General features: G+C 63.8%; 9 protein-coding genes. 5 read left to right on the top strand and 4 right to left on the bottom strand.

What is annotated here, in order from left to right; translation table 11 throughout:
• Positions 1-778 precede the first annotated feature (778 nt).
• The 4 genes from JWP90_RS02685 to JWP90_RS02670 all read right to left on the bottom strand — a co-directional run bounded on the left by JWP90_RS02685 (position 779) and on the right by JWP90_RS02670 (position 5,001).
• Complete coding sequence (locus JWP90_RS02685; protein WP_297359320.1) at positions 779-1,531, bottom strand: DUF4839 domain-containing protein; 753 nt, start codon at positions 1,529-1,531, stop codon at positions 779-781.
• 362 nt (positions 1,532-1,893) lie between these two features.
• Positions 1,894-2,805: a glycosyltransferase gene (locus tag JWP90_RS02680; protein WP_297359319.1), complete on the bottom strand. Its 912-nt coding sequence runs from the start codon at positions 2,803-2,805 to the stop codon at positions 1,894-1,896.
• A gap of 6 nt (positions 2,806-2,811) precedes the next feature.
• A complete protein-coding gene (locus JWP90_RS02675) occupies positions 2,812-3,711 on the bottom strand; it encodes a glycosyltransferase family 2 protein (RefSeq protein ID WP_297359317.1) in 900 nt (299 codons plus the stop codon).
• A gap of 99 nt (positions 3,712-3,810) precedes the next feature.
• Positions 3,811-5,001 carry a hypothetical protein gene (locus JWP90_RS02670; protein ID WP_297359315.1) on the bottom strand — a complete coding sequence of 397 codons (1,191 nt, stop codon included), beginning with the start codon at positions 4,999-5,001 and terminating at the stop codon, positions 3,811-3,813.
• Positions 5,002-5,168: 167 nt separating this feature from the next.
• Between JWP90_RS02670 and JWP90_RS02665 the strand changes: the two genes are divergently transcribed.
• The 5 genes from JWP90_RS02665 to JWP90_RS02645 all read left to right on the top strand — a co-directional run.
• Complete coding sequence (locus JWP90_RS02665; RefSeq protein ID WP_297359313.1) at positions 5,169-6,731, top strand: hypothetical protein; 1,563 nt, start codon at positions 5,169-5,171, stop codon at positions 6,729-6,731.
• The gene (locus tag JWP90_RS02660; protein WP_297359311.1) at positions 6,728-7,492 is read left to right on the top strand and encodes a WecB/TagA/CpsF family glycosyltransferase; all 765 of its coding nucleotides are present in this window, start codon (positions 6,728-6,730) and stop codon (positions 7,490-7,492) included. The genes JWP90_RS02665 and JWP90_RS02660 overlap by 4 nt, the downstream gene beginning before the upstream one ends.
• On the top strand, positions 7,489-9,021 hold the full coding sequence (locus JWP90_RS02655; RefSeq protein ID WP_297359309.1) for a polysaccharide biosynthesis C-terminal domain-containing protein: 1,533 nt from the start codon (positions 7,489-7,491) through the stop codon (positions 9,019-9,021). The genes JWP90_RS02660 and JWP90_RS02655 overlap by 4 nt, the downstream gene beginning before the upstream one ends.
• A gap of 420 nt (positions 9,022-9,441) precedes the next feature.
• The gene (locus JWP90_RS02650) at positions 9,442-9,906 is read left to right on the top strand and encodes a hypothetical protein (protein ID WP_297359307.1); all 465 of its coding nucleotides are present in this window, start codon (positions 9,442-9,444) and stop codon (positions 9,904-9,906) included.
• A gap of 36 nt (positions 9,907-9,942) precedes the next feature.
• Positions 9,943-12,498: fibronectin type III domain-containing protein (locus JWP90_RS02645; protein ID WP_297359305.1), on the top strand; the 2,556-nt coding region annotated here is incomplete at its 3' end.

The following is a 12,498-nucleotide window of genomic DNA, read 5'->3' as shown; positions in this document are numbered from 1 at the left end:
TCACCGCGTAGATTTCCCGCGTCGCGCGACCATCCGCTTACGAGAACGGGCCCCGGCGATCTAGACCTCCGCGCACTCGAGCGCCCGATATACGAAAGCTCGCGTCGAAGGTTCCCACCGGGCGCCGGTAGCCGGACGATCGACCTCGCGCGACGCACTCATGCGGTCCTTCACGAACCCGTGCTGCGCGGCGAGGTACTCGCCAAACATGTTGGCCAGAGTCGCTCGAGGAGAGCTGACGAACCGAATCTTGTGCCATTAAAGGGCCATTAAAGGCCCAAAAAGTAACTGAAACCAACTGCGACCATTCCGAAGAAGTCCTGATCAGCGCGATATCGCAACCATAGATACAGTGCCGAAAACCGCCCAGGCTCACTGAAAATCGAAAGGTCACCGGATCGATGCCGGTCGGAGCCACTGAAATCCTCGTAAGGCTTCTACTTACGGGGATTTCTTCATTTAAGCGGGAGTTGGCGCCGGGCAACCGAGGGTTTTCTCGTTTCAGCGGTCGATTCCGTCGGGTCCTCGCCGAGGCTGTGCCATTAAGGCAGGCAGGGGTCCGCCGCTGTTCCGTTTCCGGTAGGGCGCCCTCGTCTTTTTTTCAGCGCGTCGTTGAGGGCTGCTCCTGCACGAAGCGCGACGCCCTCCCGGGCACGCGAATAGCGCTCGGTGACCTGAAGGCTTGAGTGACCCAGGCTCGCCTGCACATCTGGAGCGCTGGCGCCGGCGTCGAACAGGATGGTCGATCGCAACCAGCGCCGGATCAAGAGCTGCGCGCCTACCGGAAGGATGTTTCGACCGGGTCGACGAGGAACAAGCACGAGCTGGGCTCATACTCGTCGACTTCTGCGGTGATCTGAAGGTTGTCAGACACCCCTAGCGTGTCAGGCACATCGCCGACATAGTGCAGATCGCTAGCGAGGTTCACGTCGCGGAACTGAAACGCCGGACCGAATTGCGAGGTCTCGCCGTGGTCGCCCGCTCCGAGCAGAATGTCGTATCGAGTCGTATAACCGACATGGTTGTTAAGTGTGCCAACGTTCCCATCAAAGGCGATCGATTGCCCGCGGTACTTCTCCGCGAATGCGGGTATCGACTGGTCGCAGTAATCACCAAGCGCCAGCAGCGCCGCGAACTCGGGATTGCTCTCCGCCGTGATCACGATGCCTTCAGGTTCTGCCGATTCGGCGGGTTCGTCCGACTCAGACAGTTCTGCCTCCGACGTGAACTCTTCGCCGACACGGGCCGAGGGAGTCGCTCCCATCCCAGCCGCGGGGGCGGTCTTCTCGCTGATGACTCCGACGGTGATAACGGTGGCGAGTGCGATCGCGAGCGCCCCGCCGCCGATCGCGTAGAGGAGCACGCGCGACTTCGGCTTGGGCCTGCGGACCACAATCTCGGTTTGCAGCTTCCCGGTCGTTTGGGAGACCACCTCCCAGCCATCCTTCTCCCACTTCGCTACTGTCCGCGCTTCCAAGCCACGGATAGCCCGCACCGTCTTCGTCTCGTAGTTGATGTCCTCGCCAGCCATGCAGCTCCCCCACTCTGTTGCAGCGGGCACCGAGCCAGCTTGGACGAGCCTATCGATGCGCGGCCTAACCAAACCGCCCTCGAGAACCCCCCAGTGTGAGGTGAAAGCACGCCAAGGGTCCGGGGCAAACCTGTGCCTTCGATGTGCCATCAACGGCCCGAAAAGGAACGAAAACGAACTGAGACGACTTGGGGGAATCCCTGATCAGCAGAGATCGCACCCATGGATATTGAGCGAAAACACCACCAGGCTCACTGGAAATCGCAAGGCCACCGGATCGGTGCCGGTCGGAGCCGCTGAAACCCCCGTCCAGCTTCTCCATGATGGGGGCTTATTACGTTGAAGCGGATAGGAATGGCCCGTCAGGGCAGCGCGGTTGCGGACGGAAGGTCCCGCACAGTGCGGACCCAATCGGCTCGGGCCCGGCATTTCCGAGCGAGCACGAGCCTTTCGGCGGCCGGCAACACCGCAATGGCACTCATGTACCGAGCCGAGAAGTCCGCGAGGATTCGGTCCTTCTCCTCAGCGAGAAGCCGGTCGCTCGACGCGAGGGTGACCAGCCGCATGAACCGTTCGCCGAGAAGCGCCTGACTGAGATCCCCGAAGGCCGACCCGATGGTCTCATCCGCCCAGGACTGTCGCCGCCAGGCAGCGGATGCTGTCACCTGTGTCATGTGCCGACGGTAGAGAACCCCGGGAAGCGCGAGCCGTCGCAACCTGGCACCGGAGTTCACGAGACGCAGCCAGAGGTCGTAGTCCTCAGCGGGGACGGCCCGATAGCCGCCGACGCCTTCCACGACCGACCGCCTTGCTACCAGGGTGGGATGAGAGACCGGGTTGGTCAGCAGAAGGTAATAGGGAAACGCCCTGACCGCGATTCCCACGGGTGGGAGGAATCCGATCCGGCGTCGATCGGACCACCAGTCGATAACCGTCGTGAAGACCGCATCGCAGTCCGACTGAACTGCTTTCACCTGACGGCCGAATCGACCAGGAAGACACCGGTCGTCGGCGTCCATGCGCCCAACGAACTCGCTATCCGTCGTTTCGAGGAGCCGGTTCAGGCCGTTCGCCACTCCAACGTGATGCGACGAGCGGATCACGAGTCGGCGGTCAGCGATCCTGTGCAGCGCCGCAAGGGTCCCATCCGTGCTGCCGTCGTCGAGGACGACGACTTCTGCGTCGTCGGGCAGGGCAGCCAACGTCGAACGAACCGCGGACGTGATCGTCGCCTCGCTGTCCCGGGCAGTCATCAGGACGCTCAACCTGGGCATGGGTTCTCAGAGCCCCCGCCCACGGCTGTTGATCGCGTTGACGATGAGTCCCGCCGGCAGGAGCCGGGATGCGATGGCGTAGGCGGCGTAGCCGCGAAGTTGCCGCCGATCGTTCCGCAGGGTGGCCGATGCCCAATGGCGCGCGTCCTTCACCTGACCGAGTGCGGCATAGGCGAACGCCACCTGCCCCTGGATCCGTGCCTTACCCCGGCTGGTCCGGTCGAACTCCTGGTGCTTCTCCAGAAGATATGACAGACCCCCCACGATGCTTTCCCACTTCTCGGAGAAGAAGGAAGCCCGGTCCCAGTGCACGATCACAAGCGGCTCCGGGACCGCCACGACGGGTCCCAGCTTTGCGGCCCGAAGCAGCAGATCGTAGTCCTCGCCGTACGACCCTGGGATGTTCTCGTCGATGGTGCCCAACCGGCTCTCGAGGTCATGGCGCCGTATGAGAAACGAGGACGGATGCAGCTCAGTGATCCGAGACTCGAGCAGGTCGCCCAGGGTCGTCGTCTCGGGAGCCAGCCGGATGTGGCTGCCGCCGTGGCTTTCGATCCGGATTCCGCTCGCGATCACGACGGCGTCAGGAACGGCCGCAGCCAGAGCGAGCTGCCTCTCGATCTTCTCCGGCTTCCACTCGTCGTCGTCGTCGCAGAACGCAACGAACCCAAAGCGGGCACGTCCTATGCCGGAATTACGCCCGCCGGCCAGACCGGTGCTGTGTTCGTTCCGGATTCCGAGAAGGAACCGCCCATCGCCCACGTCGACGTCCGCCAGCGGGTCAGGCTCCACCTGGTCGAACACAACGATGATCTCGAGTGGAACTTTCGTCGTCTGAGCGAGAATCGACGCGATGGCTCGACGCAGGAGCGTTGGCCGACCGCGGGTCGCAATGACAACGCTCACGCCCGTATCCGACATCCGAACCTCCTGTCGCTCCCCCGCACCGGACAGCGACGCTGGCGGCGGGAAGTTATCGGAAGCCTAGCCCAAAGCGAGCATGGCTCACCTTTCCCCCAAGCTGGGGGTCTGAGCGCGCATGGCGAGGCCGGCGGCGGCCATGCTGAGGATGAGGCCGTCGGGAAGAACGCCATAGTAGAAAACTTCCACCAGGATCACGAGCAGCGTTGTGTTGAGCGCAATGACGGCAGGCTCCCTGGAGCGGATGGTGACCGCGAAGCTCCACAGCAGCCAGCCCAGGAACATTACGAGCGCCGGGAAACCGTGTGAGAACATGACCATCCACACCTGACCCTGGGTGCCGACGGACGGGGCGCCCGCGACGCTCGACGGGCGCGGGGCCCCGTAACCGAACATCGGGGATTCCAGACTTCGTTCGATCGTTTCGGTGTACAGCTGGAACCTGTCCTCGGTGGATGGGCTCGACTCTATTCGCGCCTCCACGCGGGTCCCGACGTCGAGCGCTACGCCGCCGGCGATCAGCACGGCGGCGATGGCGAGAACGCTGAGGAGCACCCTCGTCTGCCCCGCTATGGCGAGGCGGATGCCTGCATAGAGAACGGCGACACCGATTCCGACGAACATGCCTCGATTCAGCGTGAGGTACGCCGGAACAACCGATGCGGCGATTCCGATGAACAGAAGCACCAACCGCCAACCGCGCAGCATTCCCGCATAGGCGACGACGATGGGCAACAGCATCGAGTAGACGTTGCCCCACCCGTTCGCATAGAGGAATGGCGCGGTGGGGCGGGGCTCGGCCGGAACCCAACTGTCTGGGTTGTACGACGTTAGACGGCGAACCGTCATTTCGCCGATGATCTCGTTGGCCTTCAACGCCTCGGGCACCACATACGCGAAGGGGGTGGTGAAGGAGAACTGCGGGAACAGTAACCCGAGATACCCGCCAACGACCACGTACACCCAGAACACGGTCAGCACTCCAAGCACGTAACGAACGGTGAGCGTGTTCCGGGCGTTGTATACGTACATGAAGACGACCGTCACGGTCAGGTAGGACAAGACTCGGTAGACGAAACCGACGAACCGGTCCGGTGCGTCGATTCCTATGACGGAAAGGAGCATGAGCAGCAGGAACAGAAGCCAGAGACCGTATCCACGAGGAACCCGGTACCGCCCGGTTCGCACCATATACAGCACCATGACGGCGGCTAGAGGAATCCATGCGATCTCGCCCACGCCAAGCGCCCACCACACCGGAAAAAGGACGAACATGGCGGCGAGAGGCCACCGCGGGAGATCCGCACCAGTCTCGCCGCTGGCAGCCGGCGCCCTGGTTCTGCTCCCGAACTGGGGTAATCCCACAACGGTCATAGTCGCCCCTTAGGTCTTTGCGTGCCGGAAGACGACCGGTACGGTCGGAGGCCTAGTATAAGGTTCCGATGGACGTGAGGAACGGTCACTTCTACTCGAATGTTTCTTCGTCCCTCGAGGCAGGTCCCGACCCCTGCCCGGTCAATTGGAGGCACCTGTTGTCGCAAAATGACTCAACATCATCGCTCGGAATTGAGCAGTATTCGTTCGTTCTTCGCCGTCAATGGCGGGTGATCGCCGCTGCGGCAGCGATCGGCCTGGCCTGCGCCATCGCGTTCCTCCTCGTGGTCCCGGAGACAACCACCGCCACAACGGAACTCAACATCAGCGTGATCTCCACCGAACCCTTCAACGCGGATCGTTCGGCCTCAGGACTTCTCGACGATGCGACCGAGGCTCAGATCGCGAGCTCATATGTCGTCGCGAGCAAGGCTGCAGAATCGCTCGGCGGCAAGATCTCGGCGAACGACATCCGCGAGCGTGCGCAGGTCGCGACGACCGCGGGCACGAGTGTCGTTCGGGTGAGCTTCACGGATGAGAACGCAGAAGAGGCCGTGCGCGGGGCAGACGCGGTAGCGGCAGCCTACCTCGACTACCGCAGCGAGCAGGCCACTGAGCGGATCCAGGCGACCCTGGACAGGCTGGCAGACCGGCGCGAGGAGTTGCGCGCGCAACTGGGGACAGCCAATGCGGCGACCGCCAGCGCGCCTCCTGGCAGCGTGGAAGCAGCACAGGCAGAAAGCGACCGGCAACAGATCACGCTGGAACTCGAAGCCCTACTGACCCAGAAGAACACCCTCGAGAGCGTCGACACCGTCGGTGGTGTGGTACTCACCCCTGCCGGGGAGAACCCGATATACGCCAACCCCACGCGACGAACCGTTCTGGCTACCGGTCTGCTCGCGGGCGGTGTCGTTGGCGTGCTGGCCGCGTTCGTGGTCAATCGCAGGGATCGACGCCTGCGGTCGGCTCTGGAAGTGTCGCGCCTCACGGGGGCTCCGGTTCTGGCCGTCCTCGACGAGAACGCGGCGAAGATCCCGGCGGACGGCGACGACGCCGATCAACTTCGGGTCGCGCGTGAACGGATTTTCTCAGGAACCGCCCCTGACGCACGTTCCCTGCTGATCATCGACGACTCAGGGCTGAGCGACATAGCGACAGGGGCCATCAACCTCGCCATCGTTGCGGCACAGGCTGAACATCTCATCGAGCTGATCGTCCCAAGCCTTACCGATGATCAGCTCGCCGCAATGGGAGAATCGCTCTCGCTGCACAGGGCGCAGGTTGCGGACGGCGTCCGCGAGGTCTACGCATCCCGTCGAGTTCCGACTTTGACCGTCTTCGTGCCCGGCGACGTCGACGATACGGAACAATCAGACCTTTTGATCACACGTCACGTGCGGCACACGATCGCCTCACCAGCGGCCAGGACCTATTACATCCTCGTGTTGAAATCCGACTCCCACCACTCGAGCTTGCTCGCGGGCCTCCGTCTCGCCGATAACTCCCTGATTCTGGCGCGAGCAGGCGCCAGCCGAAGCGATTCCCTCTCGGTGATCCTGGCCGAGACGGAAGAGCTCGGGGCACCCCTCATCGGCTCCATCGTGCTCGAGCCGAAAGGTAAACGGTGACCACCAACAGAACCCGCGTCAAGGTTCTCGATGTCATCGTCGACGCGGTGAGTATGGATGCCCTCACGGACGAGATCCTCGAATGGACGGACAGCGGATCCAGCCACGTCGCCATCGGCATCAACGCCCACGTCTGCAATCTCGTCGCGCGTGACCCACATCTTCGGGCACTCGTCGCGAACTCCGACCTGAACTACGCCGACGGCCAGTCCATCGTCTGGGCGGCGAAGGCACTCGGCGTCACGATTCCGGAACGCGTGGCGACCACGGACCTGGTCGTTCCGGTAGTCGCGCGCGCAGCAACCGAAGGAAAAAATGTCTTCTTCTTCGGAGGCGCACCGGGGGTCGCCGCTGAGGCCGCTGCGCGACTGCGGAAGCGCAACCCGGGCCTCAAGATCGAGTCCCACCACGGCCACATCGATGATGCAGATCGGCCGGCGCTCATTCGGTCGATCAACGCTCACAGAACGGACATTCTGTTTGTCGGCCTCGGTGATCCTGCTCAGCAAGAGTGGGTGCGCGATCACCGCGATGACGTCTCCGCTCGGGCGATACTCACCTGCGGAGGGCTCTTCGACTGGCTGAGTGGAAGCAACAGACGCGCACCCAAATGGATGATCCGGGCTGGGCTGGAGTGGTTGTGGCGCATGATCATCGAGCCTCGCCGGCTCGCGCGTCGCTATCTGGTCGGCAATCCGATCTTCATCGCTGCGGTTGTGCGGCAGCGGTTCTCAGCGCTGTCGGTTCCCCGACGGTCATGACGACCGCTTCCGACGAGGAAGCCGAACGAGGCAAGCTCGCGCGGGGCGGGCTGCTCACTTTCACCGGCTCAGGCGTGAGCGCCGTGATGGGGTTCGCTTTCACCGTCATTCTTGCGCGCATGCTCGGCGATTCCGGTTCCGGCGTTGTACTTCAGGCAATCGGTATTTTCACCATTGCGTTGAGCGTCGCCCGACTCGGTATGGATTCCACGGCCGTCTGGATCATGCCGAGGCAAGCCCAAGGCGACCCATCCGCCCTCCGGAGCACGGCGCTTTACCTTCTCGGCGCGGCGGCGGCCGCTGGGCTGGTTGGTGCCGTCGCTCTCCACGCCGGCGCGACGGCCGTCGCCGACGGGACTCGAGGGAACACCAGTGAGGTAGCTCACGCTGTCCAGGCGATCGCATGGTTCCTGCCCGTCGCGTCGGTGCTTCTGGTTGCCCTTTCGCTCACCCGCGGCCTCGGCGGCCTGAGAACCTACGTGGCGGTCGGCAGCGTGGGCCTTCCGACGGCACGTCCGATCCTCACCGCTGTGGTTGCTGGCGCCGGCGGCACATTGGCCATGGTGATGCTCGCCTGGGCGATTCCCCTGGCGCCGGCGCTCATCGTCGCGATCGTCGTGGTCATATACCAGGTCAAGCGCAGAGAGCCCAGGGAAAACGCACGGCTGAGCTGGCGGGCATCCCGGCCGATGCTGACAACGTTGAACAGCTACGCCGCACCGCGAACGATCTCCGCGATCCTTGAGCAGTCGCTGATGTGGCTCGATGTGATCATCGTCGGAGCGATCGCAGGTTCCGCGGCAGCGGGCATCTACGGGGGTGCGGTTCGTCTCGTGGCCGCCGGGATCATCATCGACACGGCAATCCGCGTGGTGGTGTCCCCCGCATTCAGCGCCCTGCTGCACCAGGGTCGGTCCGACACCGTCCAATCGCTGTATCGGACGGCGGCGACATGGCTTGTACTCTTCAGCAGCCCGGTCTACATCATGCTGGCTATCTATTCGCCGCTCGTGCTCTCCTGGCTCGGCGAATCGTTCGAGGCGGGTGCCGATGCGCTCGTGGTGCTGTGCCTAGGGGCGCTGACGACCCTGATGGCCGGTAACATCCACTCCGTCCTGCTGATGAGCGGGCACAGCGGGTGGGCTGCCGTCAACAAGCTCGTCGCTGTGGCCATCAACATTGCCGGCAACCTTCTCCTCGTGCCCGCCATAGGCATCCTTGGCGCTGCTCTTGCGTGGTCGATCAGCGTCTTCGTCGATGCGTTCCTCGCGAGCATTGAAGTACGAAAACTCGTCGGCGTCACTGCCGATCTGCGCGTTGTCGCATACGCACTGATCGTTCCGTTGATCAGTTTCGGAATCCCCGGGGTTCTCGCGCGGATCGTTGCCGGACCTTCCCTGCTTGCCCTTCTGATTTCTCTTCTCATAGGTACTGTCGCCTTCGCCGCCTGGTGCCGGTTCTCGCGTGAGCGGCTGAGCCTTTCGCGGTTGTCCCTCCTGGCTCGAACCCGGCGGCCACCAGCGGCTTGACTCCCCGAACTGGGGGGATCGCTGCTCCCATCACCCCTTTTCCATTGCCGCCGAAGCCGTAAACTGGCAAAGCCGAGGATCTCTCATGAATTCAGGCCGCTCCTGCGCCGCAGGACGAGCCGGGCTCTCCGCGAGGTTTTGAGGCCACACGGTGACGAGGCCACACGCGAGAGGAGTATCCCGGTGACCAGTTCTCAAGAACCCGAAAACGGGAGCACCGCGGGGTCGGTTCGCAGGTTCGGCTCCCGGCGAATCGCCGGCGTAGCCGTCGCTATGGCGCTTTCCGCCGGGCTTGCCTCCGTCACCTGGATCAGCGCGACGTCGGCACCCGAACAAATTGCCGGGGCGCAGGCGCTTAACTCATCCGCTTCCTCGAGGCAGGATACGTCCACATCCGCTTCGTCGACGCCCCCTTCTTCCGTGACGCCGAACGCCGCTTCCTCCCCTCGCGTAACCGCGAGCCCCGGTGAATCGCCGGCGGAGGTCGCAACCAACGTGGTGGAGACCTACGTCAAGGCGTTCACGGCACTGCCGACGGATACGGCGAACCTTGACTCCGCACTCGGGTCACTCGCCGGCGAGACGGTCCGCGCGGAGATAGCCGCTCAACTGCTTGAGCTCGACGCGAACGGCTGGACCCGCGAAGGGACCCCCACCGTGGCGTCGCTCACGGTTGTGACATCTGATCCGGACGGGACCCCCCCAACCCTTTCGGTCGTGGCATGCATCGACTCTTCAGACGTCGTTTTGAAGGACAGCGCCGGCGAAGCCATCCAGGGCGGCCCGCAGCCCCGTCGCGCTCTCAACACCTACGTACTCCAGCAGAACGACGATGGCTCATGGATCATCGTCTCCCATTCCTTCCCCAACGATCCCGCGTGTTGAGTTCGCCTCACACTTCCAGCCCTCAGAGGAGACATCGTGTCGACCACAGCCCGTGAGAAGATTCGCCATCTGGCCGTCGCCACCGCCCTGGCGGCGATGGTGCTGACCGGTCTGGTCGTGAACCCGGCCTCGCCTGCCGCCGCTGAGCCCGTCATCCCCACCCCGGATGGCCTCACTCAAGCGACTGCAGCCGCATCCTGCTGGGAAATCAAGCAGCTCAACCCGTCGGCACCCAGCGGCCTGTACTGGCTCGCGACCCCAGCGCTAGGGGCGCCCGACCAGTACTACTGCGACCAGGTGACGTCCGGTGGCGGCTGGGTTCTCATCGGACGCGGGCGTGAGGGCTGGTCCCAGTCCAACCTCGGGTTCGGTACGTCCGCGCAGGTGCGCAATCCGATCACCGGACAAGCAGCCTTCTCGCCACGCCAACTCTCATCGACGACGATCGAGGGACTTCTCAACGGTGCAAACGTTTCTTCCCTTACCGACGGAGTCCGGCTCCGCCGGGCGCTCAACACCGCAGGCAGCTCCTGGCAGGAGGCGACATTCAAGATCTCAAGTCCTCGAGCTGGATGGACCTGGGCCTTTGAGAGCCAGCAGCGCGTCGGATCTTTCACGATCGCCGACGTCAACGGTACGGGCGGCACAACGGAGAGCTTCGGGTCGGATTCCTCGTACGGCCGCGTTCGCACCACGACCGGATCCGTCGAGGGCTGGATGAATGGATTCGGCTACGGCTCGAGCGTCGTTGGGAGCAGCGCCGCGGATAGTTACCTGTGGTCGAAGGACTCTTCCAGCGGCGGGGCACGCCCATTCACCCAGGCCTACCTGAGGCCCAAGCTCCTCAGCGGTGACATCTACTCAGCGATCCCCTCGGGAGGCACCGCCGCCAAGACTCTCGAGCCCGTCGCAGACAGCTTCGCTCTCCAGACGGTGTGGGGCGTTGCCGGGCTCGGTGCCGGCCCCAGCAGCAACCTTGAAGGCAGCAACGAGGTTTCGGCCTTCACGGAGACGGGCGGCAACGTGTATGTCGGCGGCAACTTCCTGCGAGTGCAGAAGACGTGGTCGGGTGGCAGCCAGCAAGCACAGTCGTACCTAGCGGCCTTCAACCGGGATACCGGCGAGTTCATCTCGACCTTTAGGCCGACCTTCGACAACCAGATCAAGGCACTCGCGACGCTCCCCAACAACCGGATCGCTGCTGGGGGTTACTTCACCCAGGTGAACGGGACGCCGAGAACAGGACTCGTCGTGCTGAACGCCACAACCGGGGCGATCGACGAGGCCTTCACAGGAAAGCTCCTCAATTACCTCACCGGCGAGGTGACGCGCGTTCGAGGCCTCGACGTCCAGGACGGTTGGCTCTACGCCTCAGGCTCCTTCACCCACTCGACGGGCGGACGCGTGACCAGCGAACTTTACACGCGGTCGGCTGCCCGCTTCTCGGTGACGGATGGCACGCCGGATTCCTGGAACCCCGAACTGAACGGGACCTCGGTTTCGGTCGATGCGTCCGACCGAGGAGACCGAACGTATTTCTCCGGCTACTTCACCACTGCCCGCGGAGTCGCGGCGCCGAAGGCGGCCGCGATCGATACGACGACAGCACAGCCGCTGGCCTGGACACCTCAGTACAACAACACCACGGCGAATTACCAGCAAGCAGTCAAGGAAGCCGGTCAACGAGTATGGCTCGGTGGCGCCCAACACACGCTGTACAGCTACGACAGGACCTCTTTCGGTCTGCAGAGCACGAACGTCACTCTGCGCGGCGGTGATTTCCAGGCTCTCGCGACGGACGGCGACACCATCTACGGTGGCTGCCACTGCTTCCACGCAAACTACTCTGGGCCGTCAACCTGGCCCAGCATCGGCACGAGTTGGACCTCGATGGACGAGATCAACGCCGTCGGCGCCTGGAACACCAAGACCGGCGCGTACAAGCGCCAATTCAGCCCCATCCTGAACGTCCGTAACGGCGCGGGGGCCTGGGCGTTGTTCGTGGATTCATCGGGCAAGCTGTGGTCAGGTGGCGACTTCAGTGGGTCGACGCGAGCCGGCTTCGTGAAGCAATGGTCTGGCGGATTCGTGCGCTTCGGCCAGACCGACGCCTCCGCTCCGACGAGGCCTTCAAGTCCTGTCGCGAAGGCCTCGTCAACTGGCGAGGTGACGGTGAGCTGGTCGGGGTCGACCGACAACCGCGCCGGAGTCGGCTACCAGATCCTGCGCAATGACCGGGTCGTTGCAGCAACGAACACGCTTTCGGTGACACTGCCGCCCGCACCGTCGAACACCCAATACTTCGTTCGCGCCGTCGACGCCGCCGGTAACTGGTCTGCCAGCACCTCGGCATTCGCTGCATCCGGATCGACCCCGACGGAACCACCGCCCACCGATCCGCAGGACGGAACACTGAAGGCTGCTGGTTCGACGTGGAACTACTGGTTCAACACGAGCGACCCGACGAGCGGATGGCAGAAGGCCGGCTACAACGCCAGCGGCTGGTCCTCCGGCCTTGCGCCGATCGGCTGGGGCCAGAGCTCGCTGGGAACGACTTTGACCACAACCGCGACGACGAAGCCGCTGGCGTCC

It is taken from the genome of Mycetocola sp., assembly GCF_025464835.1.
Classification (GTDB): domain Bacteria; phylum Actinomycetota; class Actinomycetes; order Actinomycetales; family Microbacteriaceae; genus Mycetocola_A.
The sequence above is the reverse complement of the archived record's forward strand: the minus strand, read 5'-3'. Positions and strand labels throughout refer to the sequence as shown.

Coding starts and splice junctions, on each gene's coding strand:
- JWP90_RS02685 (WP_297359320.1), bottom strand. CDS start 1,531: ATGGCTGGCGAGGACATCAACTACGAGACGAAGACGGTGCGGGCTATC.
- JWP90_RS02680 (WP_297359319.1), bottom strand. CDS start 2,805: ATGCCCAGGTTGAGCGTCCTGATGACTGCCCGGGACAGCGAGGCGACG.
- JWP90_RS02670 (WP_297359315.1), bottom strand. CDS start 5,001: ATGTTCGTCCTTTTTCCGGTGTGGTGGGCGCTTGGCGTGGGCGAGATC.
- JWP90_RS02665 (WP_297359313.1), top strand. CDS start 5,169: ATGGACGTGAGGAACGGTCACTTCTACTCGAATGTTTCTTCGTCCCTC.
- JWP90_RS02655 (WP_297359309.1), top strand. CDS start 7,489: ATGACGACCGCTTCCGACGAGGAAGCCGAACGAGGCAAGCTCGCGCGG.